This window comes from Pseudomonas sp. PS02290 (genome assembly GCF_029960075.1).
In the GTDB taxonomy this organism is placed as follows: domain Bacteria; phylum Pseudomonadota; class Gammaproteobacteria; order Pseudomonadales; family Pseudomonadaceae; genus Aquipseudomonas.
Genome location: NZ_JASCOY010000032.1, coordinates 43,405 through 57,266, shown reverse-complemented (window position 1 = coordinate 57,266; position 13,862 = coordinate 43,405). Strand labels below are relative to the sequence as shown.

Here is a 13,862-nt window from a genome sequence, read left to right as displayed (position 1 = left end):
CTCGGCTTGGTTCGAAATCTCAAGTCACCCACGATCCTGTGGGAGCGAGCTTGCTCGCGAAGGCTGACTGTCCTTCCCCAGAGAAAGTGTCTGGCTGTCCTGGCCTCTTCGCGAGCAAGCTCGCTCCTGCAAATTGACTGCATCGACCGGGCAATCGAGGTCGCGCACAGAGACCTGTAGGAGTGAGCTTGCTCGCAGAGAAGGCAGTTCAGCCAATGAATTTTCTTCGCGGGATAAACCGCATTCGCGAGCAAGGTGGAACGCCACCCCGGTCACTCCCACACGTCCAACAAACCGGCCGAAATCCTGAGGCAGCCCTCGCTCCCCACAAATTGACCGGTCGCAAGGCAAAACATCGGAGCGAAATTAATTTTCATGAATTGATCTCTTTATCCTATTTCATGTAATTTAATTTCTACCACGAAATCAGAGATAACAATAATGCCAACCTGTGATCGTCTCGCCCCTGCTCTTCTTTCGCCGTTCATGGCGCTTGCAACACCCACTGCCGAGATCGTTTTCACCGCCTGGCTGCGCACCGGTTAACGCCATTGCGCGGGTGAGTCCTGCTCTGTTGTAGCTCGACAGGCTCAGCCCCGCCGCCGCCCAAGCCCTGACCTCCTCATTCTCAGCAAGGAATCCGTTGCATGCCTCCGTCAACCGGCCTGTCTCTGTTGGTCTATGCCGCCGTCGCGATCATCGCCCTGATCGTGCTCATCGCGCGCTTTCGTCTCAATCCGTTCATCGTCATCACCCTGGTGTCCGTCGGCCTCGCGCTGGTCGCCGGCATGCCGGCCAATGCCGTCGTCGCGTCCTATGAGGGCGGCGTCGGCAAGACGCTGGGGCACATCGCGCTGGTCGTGGCGCTGGGCACCATGCTCGGCAAAATGATGGCCGAGTCCGGCGGTGCCGAGCAGGTGGCGCGCACCTTGATCGACCGCTTCGGCGAGCGCAACGCGCACTGGGCGATGGTCTGCATCGCGTTTCTGGTGGGGCTGCCGCTGTTCTTCGAAGTGGGTTTCGTGCTGCTGGTGCCGATTGCGTTCACTGTGGCGCGCAGGGTCGGCGTGTCGATTCTGATGGTCGGCCTGCCGATGGTCGCCGGCCTCTCGGTGGTCCACGCCCTGGTGCCGCCGCACCCTGCCGCGATGCTGGCGGTGCAGGCCTATCAGGCGTCGGTGGGCCAGACCCTGTTCTACGCCATCCTCATCGGCATCCCTACCGCGATCATTGCCGGCCCGATCTACGCGCGCTTCATCGTGCCGCACATTCATTTGCCCGATGAAAACCCGCTCGCCAAACAATTTCTCGACCGTGAACCCCGCGCCCAACTGCCGAGCTTCGGCATCACCATGGCGACCATTCTGCTGCCGGTGGTGCTGATGCTGCTGGGTGGCTGGGCCAACCTGATTTCCACGCCGGGCAGCGGCTTCAACAGCTTTCTGCTGTTCATCGGCAACTCGGTGATCGCGCTGCTGCTGGCCACGTTGCTAAGCTTCTGGACGTTGGGCATTGCCCAAGGGTTCTCCCGCGATTCGATCCTGAAATTCACCCAGGAATGCCTGGCGCCAACGGCCAGCATTACGTTGCTGGTCGGCGCCGGCGGCGGTCTGAACCGGATTTTGGTCGACAGCGGCGTGACCAACGAGATCGTGGGCCTGGCGCAGGACTGGCATCTGTCGCCGCTGCTGATGGGCTGGCTGTTCGCCGCATTGATGCGCGTCGCCACCGGGTCGGCCACCGTGGCAATGACCACGGCGTCCGGCATCGTGGCACCCGTAGCGCTGGGTCTGGGCTATCCCCATCCGGAGCTGCTGGTTTTGGCGACCGGCGCCGGCTCGGTGATTTTTTCCCACGTCAACGACGGTGGGTTCTGGCTGATCAAGGAGTACTTCAACATGACCGTGGCACAGACCTTCAAGACCTGGACGGTGCTGGAGACGCTGATTTCGGTGATCGCTTTCGTCCTGACCCTCGGGCTGGCGCAGGTGATCTGAGTGGACATTCTTTACCAGATCCGCGCCCGCCAGGAGTCGTTCAGCGCCGGCGAAGGCCGCATCGCCAGACTGGTGCTCAGCGACGTGGCGTTTGCCGCCAGCGCCAGCCTCGACGACCTCGCCGCCCGCGCCGAAGTCAGCAGCGCCACGCTGTCGCGTTTCGCCCGCACGGTGGGCTGCAAGGACCTGCGCGACCTGCGCCTGCAACTGGCCCAGGCCAGCGCCGTGGGCAACCGCTTCCTCACCCCGGAGCAGGCGCCGGAGCAGTCGGCGTTTTTCACCCAGATCGTCGGCGACATCGAGTCCACCCTGCGCCAGCACCTGGCCGGTTTCGATGAATCACGCTTCCAGGCGGCGGTGGCCCTGCTGGCGCCGGCCCGGATGATTCACAGCTTCGGCATGGGCGGCGCGTCCAGCCTGTGCAGCGAAGAACTGCAGACCCGGCTGGTGCGCCTCGGCTACCCGATTGCCGCCAGCCGTGACCCGGTGATGATGCGTCTGATCGCCGCGACCCTGGGTCCCGAGCACAGCGTGATCGTCTGCTCGCTAAGCGGGCGCCCCCCTGAACTGCTCGACGCAGTGGATCTCGCCCGCAGCTATGGCGCGAAGATTCTCGCCATTACTCTGCCCGGCTCCCCGCTGGCGGAACGGGCGGATGTCCTGCTGCCGCTGCAGATCGCTGAAACCAATTTCATCTACAAACCCACGGCCGCGCGCTACGGCATGCTGCTGACCATCGACGTGCTGGCGACCGAACTGGCGCTGACCGCGCCCGACGCCAACCGCGAACGGCTGCGACGGATCAAGCTCGCGCTGGATGACTACCGCGGCGGCGACGACGGCCTGCCCCTTGGAGACTGACCCCATGCTTTACGACCTGATCATTCGCGACGCGCTGGTGATCGACGGTAGCGATACGCCCGGCTACCGCGCCGACGTTGCCCTCCGCGACGGCCGCATCCAGCGCATCGGCGACCTCCACGACGTCTCCGCCCGCGAGGAGATCAACGCCGCCGGCCGCGTGCTGGCGCCGGGTTTCATCGACGTGCACACCCACGACGACACCGTGGTGATTCGTCAGCCGGCGATGCTGCCGAAAATCACCCAGGGCGTGACCACCGTGATCGTCGGCAACTGCGGCATCAGCGCGTCACCCGTTTCCCTGGCAGGCGACCCGCCGGATCCGATGAACCTGCTGGGCCCCGCCGCTGCATTCGTTTATCCGCGCTTTGTCGATTACCGCAACGCGGTGGACGCGGCGCGTCCGGCGGTCAATGTGGCGGCGCTGATCGGCCACACCGCGCTGCGCAGCAATCACATGGATGATCTTTTTCGAACGGCGCGCGCTGATGAAATCAGCGCCATGCGCGGGCAATTGCACGACAGCCTGGCGGATGGCGCGCTGGGCCTGTCCACCGGTCTGGCCTATGCCTCGGCTTTCTCGGCCGAAACCGACGAAGTCAAACAACTGGCCGAGGAGCTCACGGCGTTCGGCGCGGTGTACACGACGCACTTGCGCAGCGAGTTCGAGCCGGTGCTGGAGGCCATGGACGAGGCGTTCGAGATCGGCCGTCACGCCAAATCGCCGGTGGTGATTTCCCACATGAAATGCGCGGGCGCAGGCAACTGGGGCCGCAGTCCGCAGCTGCTGGCCTCATTGGAAAATGCCGCCCTGACCCACCCGGTGGGCTGCGATTGCTATCCGTATGCGGCCAGTTCTTCGACGCTGGATTTGAAACAGGTCACCGATGCGTTTCCGATCACCATCACCTGGTCAACGCCACACCCGGAACAGGGCGGCCGTGAGCTGAAAGAAATCGCCGCCGACTGGGGCCTTTCACTGATGGACGCCGCGCGGAAGCTGCAGCCGGCTGGCGCCGTGTATTACGGGATGGACGAGAACGACGTGCAGCGGATCATGAAGCACCCGCTGTCGATGATCGGTTCTGACGGACTGCCGGAAGATCCGTTTCCGCACCCGCGCCTGTGGGGTGCGTTCCCCCGGGTGCTCGGGCATTTCAGTCGGGATCTGGGGCTGTTTCCGCTGCACACCGCCGTCCACAAGATGACCGGACTGACCGCCACACGCTTCGGGCTGCATGATCGTGGCTTCGTGCGCGAAGGGTATTGCGCGGACCTGGTGTTGTTCAACGCGGGCACCGTGCGCGATGTGGCGGATTTCAAAGAGCCCAAACGCGCGGCGGAGGGCATCGACGCGGTCTGGGTTAACGGGCATTTGAGCTATGCCGAGGGCAAACCGCAGGGTGAACGGCAAGGACGGTTTTTGCCGCGCAGCGGGTCCCTGGCAGGTGGGTTTGGTTCAGTAGGACTGGCTTTAGCCGGGAAGACGTAAGGGGCCATAGCTCAAATTGATGGCGCACACACTGGCCTATTCCCGGCTGAAGCCGGTCCTACTAAAACATCGCATGCGGCTTTAGCCCACCACCACCCCACGGCATTCGCCAAAGCCGATACTCACTTCGCCCTCCTTGCGGCAGCGGGCTTTGAGGATCACCTCATCGCCGGCCTCCAGAAAGGTTCGCGTCTCGCCGTTGGGCAATTCAACGGCGCGCTTACCGCCCTCGGTCATTTCCAGCAGGCTGCCGAGTTGGCCGGGCTGCGGGCCTGACAAGGTGCCGGTGCCGAAGAGATCCCCCGCCTGCAGCTTGCAGCCGTTGACGCTGTGGTGGGCCACCATCTGCGCGACAGTCCAGTACATGTTTAGCGTGTTGCTGAGGGACAGACGCTGGGGCGCGACGCCCTGCTCTCTCATCTGCGCGGTGAGCAGCAACACTTCCAGCTCGATGTCCAGCGCGCCGCCGGCCTGATCCTGCTCGTCGAACAGATAAGGCATCGGCTGCGGGTCACCCTCGGGGCGCGCCGGTTGAGCCGCGCGAAACGGCGCAAGGGCTTCGGCCGTGACCACCCACGGCGAAATGCTCGTGGCAAAACTCTTCGACAGAAACGGCCCCAGTGGCTGGTACTCCCAGGCTTGCAGGTCGCGAGCCGACCAGTCGTTGAGCAGACAGAAACCGGCGATGTGCTCGCCCGCCCTGCTGATGGCGACGGGCTCGCCCGCCTCGTTACCCTGCCCGATCCACACGCCCACTTCCAGTTCGTAATCCAGGCGCTTGCTCGGCCCGAAATCCGGCGTCTCGGCACCCGGTTTCAAGGTCTGCCCGCTGGGGCGCTTGACCGGCATCCCGGACACACCCAGGGTCGACGCACGCCCGTGATAAGCGATGGGCACGTATTTGTAGTTCGGCAGCAGCGGGTTGTCCGGGCGGAACAGCTTGCCGACGTTCATCGCGTGATGAATGCCGACGTAGAAATCGGTGTAGTCGCCGACCTGTGCCGGCATGTGCATCTGGCAGTCAGCCATTGGCACCAGCAGACGGTCGCCCATGGCCTGCAAGCGCTCACGCTGCAGGGTTCTTTCGTCGAGCAGGTGCAGCAATTCATGGCGCAGCGCCTGCCGCGACGAACCGCCCAGGGCGAAAAAGTCGTTCAGTTGCCCGCGGCTGGCGGCCTCCACGGCCACGCGCGCAGCGCCGTTGAACAGGCTGGCCTCAAGGGCCGTTTGCAGATCCAGAATGAAATCGCCGATGGCAACGCCGCCGCGCTTGCCGAAACCGGGGCGGCTGAACACGCCCAGGGGCAGGTTTTGCAGGGGGAAATCGGGGTGCTCGTTGGCGCTGGCAACCCAACTGCGCGGGTGGTGTGAAGTGCTCATCGTTGGCTGTCCGTGTCGAAAGGCTTGAACGTTCTGGCGATGCCATCCCAGCAGGCATCGTAGTCGCTTTGCAACTGTGGGCATTCCAGTGCGTGGTAGCTGGGGCGCAGGACCTTGCCGGTCTCGAACATGAACGCCATGGTCTGCTCGATCTTGTGCGGCGTGAGTTCGGCGGCGATGGCTTTCTCGGCGCTGGCGTTATCCGGGCCATGGGCGCTCATGCAGTTGTGCAGCGACGCGCCGCCGGGCATGAAACCTGCGGCCTTGGCGTCGTAGGCCCCGTCGATCAGGCCCATGAATTCGTTCATCAGGTTGCGGTGGAACCAGGGCGGTCGGAAGGTGTTTTCCGCCACCATCCAGCGCGGCGGGAAGATCACAAAATCGACGTTCGCCTGACCGTCGACAGCACTCGGAGACGTCAGCACGGTGAAGATCGACGGATCGGGGTGGTCGTAACTCACCGTGCCCATGGTGTTGAACAGGCGCAGGTCGTATTTGTACGGGACGTTGTTGCCGTGCCACGCAACGACGTCGAAGGGGGAATGACCGAGCGTGGTCGCCCACAGTTCGCCGAGGAATTTCTGCACCAGCACAGTGGGCTGCACGCTGTCTTCAAAATGCGCGTGGGGCACCTGGAAATCCCGGGGATTGGCCAGGCCGTTGCTGCCAATGGGCCCAAGGTCAGGCAGGCGCAGGGCGCAGCCGTGGTTCTCGCAGATGTAGCCCCGCGCTGTGCCGTCGAGCAGCTCGACGCTGAATTTCAAACCACGGGGGAGCACGGCGATTTCCTGCGGCTCAAGGTCGAGCAGGCCCAGTTCGGTGGTGATGCGAAGCCGGCCCTGCTGGGGGACGATCAGCCACTCGCCGTCGGCGTTGAAGAACGCGCGCTGCATGGAGCGGTTGGCGGTGTAGACGTAAATGCTCACGCCCTCGGCCTGTTCGGCAGACGAGGTGCTGGCCAGCGCGTGCAGGCCATCAATGAAATCGGTCGGCTCGGCAGGGATGTCGAAGGCATTCCAGCGCAGGCGATTGGGTGTCACGGGGCCTTGCTGTTGGCCCGTGATCTGGCGCTCAAGGCGCTGAAAGCGGGGGTGCGCCGCGGACGGTTGAATGCGGTAGAGCCAAGTGCGCCGGGCTTCAGCGCGGGGGACCGTGAACGCGGTCCCGGAAAATTGCTCGGCGTACAGGCCCAGCGGGTGACGTTGCGGCGAGTTCTGTCCGTGGGGCAAACCGCCCGGCATCGCCTCGCTGCTGAATTGATTGCCGAAGCCGCGCTGGTAGCGCAGGGGCTCGGACCGGGGTGTTGTCGACATGACGACCTCTTATTGTTTTTATCGTAAGCGTGTTACGCATAACGTAATTTGAGTTTGAGGAAGGGTCAAGCTATAAAGCAGCCTTTCCAGACCGGGGGCCTCCCTTCCATGACCGACGATTCCACCCCCGCCACTGCGCCGCGCCAGCAGAAAGTCCAGTCGGCTGAAGTCGGCGTCGGCGTCCTCAAGGCGCTGGCCGAACTGGCGCCCGCCACGTCACTGTCGAAACTCGCCGAATACGTCGGCATGCCCGCGAGCAAGGTGCATCGCTACCTGCAGGCGCTGGTGGACAGCGAATTTGCCGAGCAGGACCCGGCCAGCAATCACTACCGTCTGGGGCGCTCGGCCTTGCAGGTCGGGCTGGCGGCGCTGAGCCAACTGGATGTGCTGAAGACCTCCGCGCCGGCATTGATCGCACTGCGCGACGAACTCAACGAAACCTGTTTTCTGGCGGTGTGGGGCAACAAAGGTCCAACGGTTGTGTACGTCGAACAGTCACTGGGGGCGGTCACCCTGGTCACGCAGATCGGCTCGGTGCTGCCGCTGCTCAGTTCGTCCACCGGGCTGGTGTTCGAGACCTTTCTGTCGCCGACCGAAACCGCGATGCTGAGAGAGGCGGAATCTGCCTCGTTGAACGCCGCGCAGATGAAGGAGATTGATCGCCACTTACGAGAGATCCGCAGCACCGGGGTGCACCAGATTCATGGCCTGCTGATGGCCGGCGTCAATGCGGTGTCGTCGCCGGTGTTTGCCATGGGCAACAAGCTGGTGGGCGTGGTGACAGTGGTGGGTTCAGCGTCGGTGTTTACCGATCAGCGCCAAGCCCTCGCCGCGCAGAAGCTGCTGCAGACGGCCCAGGCGATCAGCGCGCGGATGGGTGGGGAAATGCCGCAGGATCAGTAGCACCGCTCGCATCGAGTAGGACCGGCTTTAGCCGGGAAGGCGTCGGCAGCCACACCACACAACTGATGGTGTTCAAACTGCCCTCTTCCCGGCTGAAGCCGGTCTTACTAACGGACCATGTGCATCTAGTGGGACCGGCTTTAGCCGGGAAGGCGTCGGCGGTTACGCCACAAAATTGATGGCGTTCAAACCGGCCCCTTCCCGGCTCAAGCCGGTCCCACTAACAGCCCGCGTGCACCTACTTCAATCCACCGCCAACACCCCCCTCCTCACTTGATCCCGCTCGATCGATTCAAACAGCGCCTTGAAATTGCCCTCACCGAATCCATCGTCGCCCTTGCGCTGGATGAATTCGAAGAACACCGGCCCCATCAGGGTTTCCGAGAAGATCTGCAGCAGCAGGCGCTTGTTTCCGCCGTCGGAGTTGCCGTCCAGCAGAATCCCCCGCGCCTTCAGCTCGTGCTCCGGTTCGCCATGGTTAGGCAGCCGGCCTTCAAGCATTTCGTAATAGGTGTCCGGCGGCGGGGTCATGAAGCGCATGCCCAGCGCCTTGAGCCGGTCCCAGGTGTCGATCAGGTTTTCGGTGAAGAACGCGACGTGCTGAATGCCTTCGCCGTTGAACTTCATCAGAAACTCTTCGATCTGCCCGGCGCCCTTGGACGATTCCTCGTTCAGCGGGATGCGGATCATGCCGTCCGGCGCGGTCATCGCTTTCGAGGTCAGGCCGGTGTACTCGCCCTTGATGTCGAAATAGCGCAGCTCGCGGAAGTTGAACAACTTCTCGTAGAAGTTCGCCCAATACGCCATCCGCCCGCGATAGACGTTGTGGGTCAGGTGATCGATGAATTGCAGGCCGGCGCCCTTGGGATGGCGGTCGACGCCTTCGAGGTACACGAAGTCGATGTCGTAGATCGAGGTGCCTTCACCGAAACGGTCGATCAGGTACAACGGCGCGCCGCCAATTCCCTTGATGGCCGGCAAACGCAGTTCCATGGGCCCGGTGCCGATCTCGACAGGCTGGGCGCCCAGTTCCAGCGCGCGCTTGTAGGCCATCTGCGAATCCTTGACCCGGAAGGCCATGCCGCACACCGAAGGACCGTGCTCCGCAGCGAAGTAGGACGCTTCACTGTTGGGCTCGTTGTTGAGGATGATGTTGATCGCGCCCTGGCGGTACAGTGACACGTTCTTCGAGCGGTGTTGGGCGACTTTGGTGAAGCCCATGATCTGGAACACCGGCTCCAGCACATTAGGGGTGGGCGAGGCGAATTCGATGAATTCAAAGCCCATCAGGCCCATCGGGTTTTCGTAGAGATCAGTCACGGTCTTGCTCCTGCTAAATAGTGAGAGGCACAGCGGCTCGGATCACGATTCAGCGGGTGGCGCGCAGGAAATCCCGCGCACGCTGCGGGCGAGGAAGTCGCCGAAGATCAGTTGCAGACCGAAGCTTTTCATGTGGGAAAGATTACTCCGGCTTGTCCGATTGCGCATCGGGATGAGCGGTCTGAAACGCTGGATGCTGCAACGCCAGCCCTTCGACCCGGCAAATTCGCGGGTACGGGCTCATGTCGATGTTGAAGCGCCGCGCCGTATACACCTGAGGCAGCAGGTACACATCCGCCAGGCCAACCGCGCCGAAACAAAATCCAGTATCGCCAATCAGGGCTTCCACGGCGGCGAAGCCTTGGTTGATCCAGTCGCCGATCCACGCCGTCACATCGCCTTCATCGTGGCCCATGCCGCGCAGACGATTGAGCACCGCGACGTTGTGCAGCGGGTGAATGTCGCAACCGATCAGGGCGGCAATCTGCCGATGGCGCGCGCGGTCGAGCAGCGCGTCAGGGAGCAAGGCAGGTTCCGGGGAGAATTCTTCGAGGTATTCGATGATCGCCATGGACTGGATGATCACTTCACCGTCGTCCAGCTTCAGGGCGGGAACCCGGCCCTGGGGGTTGATCGCCAGGTAGTCGGGCTGGTGATGCTCGCCGCCGTCGCGGATCAGGTTGACGGGGATGGCGTCGAACGCGAGACCTTTCAGCGCCAGGGCAATGCGCACCCGGTAGCTGGAGGTCGATCGGTAGTAGGTGAAAAGATCCACGGGAATGGCCTGTTATTGTTGTTTTGGTTTTTCACTACGGCGTAAGCCGCTTACGCAATGCGTAAACTGCGGCAATGGGTGAGGTCTGTCAAGCGAAGGTCCTATCAAGCGGAGCTGCAGGCGAAGCTCCGTTGACTCACGCCCAACCCTCCAGCCGCAGCGTGGCGCGCACCAGCCGCTGCTCTTCGCTTTCGATCTCCCGCAGGTTGTCGCAGATGTTCTGGATGTGCGCCACAGCGGCCTTGCGCGCCTGCTCGGGCAATCGCCCGGTCACTGCGTTATAGAGCCGGGCGTGATGGCGGTCTATCTGCCGTTTCTGCGCGTCGCGGTGATAGAGGTTGTTGACCGAGGCGAATACCGTGTTCAGCAGCAGATCTGTCAATGAGCGCAGGGTCTGCACCAGCACCGGGTTGTGAGACGCTTCGCAGATGGCCAGGTGGAACGCATGGTCGAGCCGCGCGTGTTCGGACGCCGGCAACGGGTGGTCATGGCCGGCAACCAAGGCATCGTAGGCCCGGGTGATCAGAACAAAATCCGCGTCGGTGCCGCGCAGCGCCGCCAGCCGTGCGGACTCCCCTTCCAGCAGGCTGCGCACTTCAAACAGGTCGTACAGCGTGCGCGGCTGGGAGGCGAACAAGTGCATCAACGGCGAGTTGGCGGTCAGCCCCAACCCGCCCATTTGCGCGACGAACGAGCCCTTGCCCTGACGGGTTTCGATGATGCCCCTGGCGCGCAGCAGCTGCAGGCCTTCGCGCAGCGCAGTGCGCGACACCCCCAGCTTTTCGGTCAACCGCCGTTCGGAAGGCAGCAACTGACCAACCTTGAGCACCCCGTCGACAATCAGCCGCTCGATGCGCTCGCTGACGACATCGGCGACCTGCTGCGGGCGTTTGGTGTGGGACTGGGCCTGAGTGATTTCCATGGATCGGACCTGCTTCATTGCGTTGGATGGGTGGGCGCTTATTGCTTGCCCTCACTGGTATGACCATGGACGGCGGTAAAAACCACGAGAATTGGCGTGGGATCTATCTCACTGATAACCAAGTCTTTTAGTCGTTTATTTGATTCAGCCCTATCGCGAAACTGGTTCGACCACTACTCCACCCGGTAGACACTAAGCCCGGCTAAGCCAATGATGCAAGCCAACCATTCACGTTCCGCCACGGAACGGGCCTCCAATAAAAACAAGACAGGGTTGCGAACCCATCATGAATATCCTGTACGACGAACGCGTCGACGGCGTTCTGCCGGTCATCGACAAACAACAGCTGCTCCAAGCGCTGCAATCCCGCCTGCCTGATCTGGACATCCTCCACCGCGAGGAAGAACTGCGCCCGTATGAATGCGACGGCCTTTCTGCGTACCGCACGACGCCGATGCTGGTGGCGCTGCCCCAGCGCATCGAGCAGGTGCAGACGCTGCTGAAGGTCTGCCATGAGCGCGGCGTGCCGGTGGTGGCGCGGGGTGCCGGGACCGGACTGTCCGGCGGCGCCCTGCCCCTGGAAAAAGGCGTGCTGCTGGTGATGGCGCGCTTCAACAAAATTCTGCACATCGACCCCGCCGGGCGCTTTGCCCGCGTGCAGCCCGGCGTGCGCAACCTGGCCATTTCCCAGGCCGCAGCGCCTTACGACCTTTATTACGCGCCGGACCCCTCCTCGCAAATTGCCTGTTCCATCGGCGGCAACGTCGCGGAGAACGCCGGCGGCGTGCATTGCCTGAAATACGGCCTGACCGTGCACAACCTGCTCAAGGTCGACATCCTCACGGTCGAGGGCGAGCACATGGTGTTGGGCTCCGACGCACTGGACGCGCCAGGCTTTGATCTGCTCGCACTGTTTACCGGGTCAGAAGGCATGCTCGGCGTGATCACTGAAGTGACGGTCAAACTGCTGCCCAAACCGCAAGTGGCGCGGGTGCTGCTGGCCGCCTTCGACTCGGTGGAGAAAGCCGGTCGCGCGGTGGGTGACATCATCGCCGAAGGCATCATCCCCGGCGGCCTGGAAATGATGGACAACCTCGCCATTCGCGCCGCCGAGGACTTCATTCACGCCGGCTACCCGGTGGACGCCGAAGCCATTCTGTTGTGCGAGCTCGATGGCGTGGAAGCCGACGTGCACGCTGACTGCGACCGGGTTCGCGCGGTGCTGGAAAACGCCGGCGCGACCGAAATCCGCCAGGCAAAAGACGAGGCCGAACGGGTGCGTTTCTGGGCCGGGCGCAAGAACGCCTTCCCGGCAGTCGGTCGGCTGTCGCCGGATTACTACTGCATGGACGGCACCATTCCGCGTCGGGAATTGCCCGGCGTGCTGAAGGGCATTTCCGCGCTGTCGGAAGAATACGGCCTGCGCGTCGCCAACGTTTTCCACGCTGGCGACGGCAACATGCACCCGCTGATCCTCTTCGATGCCAATCAACCCGGTGAACTGGACCGCGCCGAAGCGCTGGGCGGAAAGATTCTGGAGCTGTGCGTGAAAGTCGGCGGCAGCATCACCGGCGAGCACGGCGTGGGCCGCGAGAAGATCAATCAGATGTGTGCGCAATTCAACAGTGACGAGCTGACGTTGTTTCACGCCGTAAAAGCCGCGTTCGACCCGGCCGGCACCCTCAATCCCGGCAAGAACATCCCGACCCTGCACCGCTGCGCCGAATTTGGTGCCATGCACGTGCACATGGGCAAGCTGCCCTTCCCTGAACTGGAGCGTTTCTGATGGATGCCCAACGTCAGCCAGCCTTCGTGGCCCAGGACCGCGACGCCAGCGACGCACTGCTGGAACAGGTCAATCAGGCGATTCAGTCCGCCCTGCCGCTGCGCATTCAAGGCGCCAACAGCAAGGCATTTCTCGGTCGAGAGGTGGCCGGTGAAGTGCTGGATACGCGCAGCCACAAGGGCATCGTCACTTACGACCCGACCGAACTGGTGATCACCGCCCGCGCCGGCACGCCGTTGTCGGTGCTGAACGCCGCGCTGGAAGAAGCCGGTCAGATGCTGCCCTGCGAGCCGCCCAGCTATAACCTTGGTGATGCGAGCGACAGCGGCGCAGGCGATGGCACCGTGGGCGGGATGGTCGCGGCAGGCTTGTCCGGGCCACGCCGGCCATGGTCAGGCTCGGTGCGTGACTTCGTGCTGGGCACGCGGGTGATCACCGGCCTCGGCAAGCACTTGCGCTTCGGCGGCGAGGTGATGAAAAACGTTGCCGGCTACGACCTGTCGCGCCTCATGGCCGGGAGTTTTGGTTGCCTGGGCCTGATCACCGAAGTCTCGTTGAAAGTCCTGCCCAAGCCGCGACTGTGCACCAGCATTGCGCTGGAGATCGACAGCGCCACCGCCCTCGCCCGCCTGGCGCAGTGGGGTCAGGAGCCCCTGCCGATCAGCGCCGCCAGCCACGACGGCCGCGTGCTGCGTTTGCGTCTTGAAGGCGGCGAAGGTTCGGTCGCGGCGGCCCATGACCGCCTGGGCGGCGAATCCATCAACGCGGCTTACTGGCGCGAATTGAACGAACACCGTCTGGATTTCTTCACCGATGGCCGTCCGCTGTGGCGCCTGTCATTGCCTGTCAGCACCGCTGAGCTGGACCTGCCGGGGGAGCAATTGATCGACTGGGCCGGCGCGCAACGCTGGCTCAAATCCAACGCCAGCGGCAGCGAGATTCGTCGCATCGTCAGCGCCGCAGGCGGGCACGCCACCTGCTACAGCCACGGCCTCGACGACAGCCCGTTTCAGCCGTTGGCCACGCCGTTGCTGCGCTACCACCGCCAGCTCAAGGCACAACTCGATCCGCACGGAATTTTCAATCCGGGCCGAATGTACGCGGAGATCTGAA

Annotated in this window: 11 protein-coding genes; 6 read left to right on the top strand and 5 right to left on the bottom strand. The window is 63.2% G+C overall.

Annotated features, from left to right (window positions below; translation table 11 throughout):
• Positions 1-647: 647 nt before the first annotated feature.
• The 3 genes from QMX88_RS15810 to QMX88_RS15800 are packed head-to-tail and all read left to right on the top strand — an operon-like array spanning position 648 to position 4,350.
• The gene (locus QMX88_RS15810) at positions 648-1,997 is read left to right on the top strand and encodes a GntT/GntP/DsdX family permease (RefSeq protein WP_108120002.1); all 1,350 of its coding nucleotides are present in this window, start codon (positions 648-650) and stop codon (positions 1,995-1,997) included.
• On the top strand, positions 1,998-2,858 hold the full coding sequence (locus tag QMX88_RS15805) for a MurR/RpiR family transcriptional regulator (RefSeq protein WP_282370906.1): 861 nt from the start codon (positions 1,998-2,000) through the stop codon (positions 2,856-2,858). It abuts the gene before it with no gap.
• 4 nt (positions 2,859-2,862) lie between these two features.
• Positions 2,863-4,350 (top strand): N-acyl-D-amino-acid deacylase family protein, encoded by a 1,488-nt coding sequence (locus QMX88_RS15800; RefSeq protein WP_282370904.1) that lies wholly within the window; start codon positions 2,863-2,865, stop codon positions 4,348-4,350.
• Positions 4,351-4,431: 81 nt separating this feature from the next.
• Here QMX88_RS15800 and fahA read toward each other — a convergent pair whose 3' ends face one another.
• Both fahA and hmgA read right to left on the bottom strand, forming a co-directional pair.
• Positions 4,432-5,730, bottom strand: coding sequence for a fumarylacetoacetase (gene fahA / locus QMX88_RS15795; protein ID WP_282370902.1), 1,299 nt, complete (start codon positions 5,728-5,730; stop codon positions 4,432-4,434).
• Positions 5,727-7,043, bottom strand: a complete 1,317-nt coding sequence (gene hmgA, locus QMX88_RS15790; protein WP_282370900.1) for a homogentisate 1,2-dioxygenase — start codon at positions 7,041-7,043, stop codon at positions 5,727-5,729. The genes fahA and hmgA overlap by 4 nt, the downstream gene beginning before the upstream one ends.
• A gap of 108 nt (positions 7,044-7,151) precedes the next feature.
• On the opposite strand from hmgA, the gene QMX88_RS15785 reads away from it, so the two are divergent.
• The gene (locus tag QMX88_RS15785) at positions 7,152-7,946 is read left to right on the top strand and encodes an IclR family transcriptional regulator (protein WP_282370898.1); all 795 of its coding nucleotides are present in this window, start codon (positions 7,152-7,154) and stop codon (positions 7,944-7,946) included.
• A 243-nt stretch (positions 7,947-8,189) separates the two neighbouring features.
• On the opposite strand, the gene hppD is transcribed toward QMX88_RS15785, so the two are convergent.
• The 3 genes from hppD to glcC form a co-directional block, all read right to left on the bottom strand.
• Positions 8,190-9,266: a 4-hydroxyphenylpyruvate dioxygenase gene (hppD, locus tag QMX88_RS15780; protein ID WP_282370896.1), complete on the bottom strand. Its 1,077-nt coding sequence runs from the start codon at positions 9,264-9,266 to the stop codon at positions 8,190-8,192.
• Positions 9,267-9,408: 142 nt separating this feature from the next.
• Positions 9,409-10,041, bottom strand: coding sequence for a maleylacetoacetate isomerase (gene maiA, locus QMX88_RS15775; RefSeq protein WP_282370894.1), 633 nt, complete (start codon positions 10,039-10,041; stop codon positions 9,409-9,411).
• Between the two features lie 136 nt (positions 10,042-10,177).
• A complete protein-coding gene (glcC, locus tag QMX88_RS15770) occupies positions 10,178-10,963 on the bottom strand; it encodes a transcriptional regulator GlcC (RefSeq protein WP_282370892.1) in 786 nt (261 codons plus the stop codon).
• A 286-nt stretch (positions 10,964-11,249) separates the two neighbouring features.
• Between glcC and glcD the strand changes: the two genes are divergently transcribed.
• Both glcD and glcE read left to right on the top strand, forming a co-directional pair.
• A complete protein-coding gene (gene glcD, locus QMX88_RS15765; RefSeq protein ID WP_282370890.1) occupies positions 11,250-12,749 on the top strand; it encodes a glycolate oxidase subunit GlcD in 1,500 nt (499 codons plus the stop codon).
• Positions 12,749-13,861, top strand: coding sequence for a glycolate oxidase subunit GlcE (glcE, locus tag QMX88_RS15760; protein WP_282370888.1), 1,113 nt, complete (start codon positions 12,749-12,751; stop codon positions 13,859-13,861). The genes glcD and glcE overlap by 1 nt, the downstream gene beginning before the upstream one ends.
• Position 13,862: the final 1 nt, after the last annotated feature.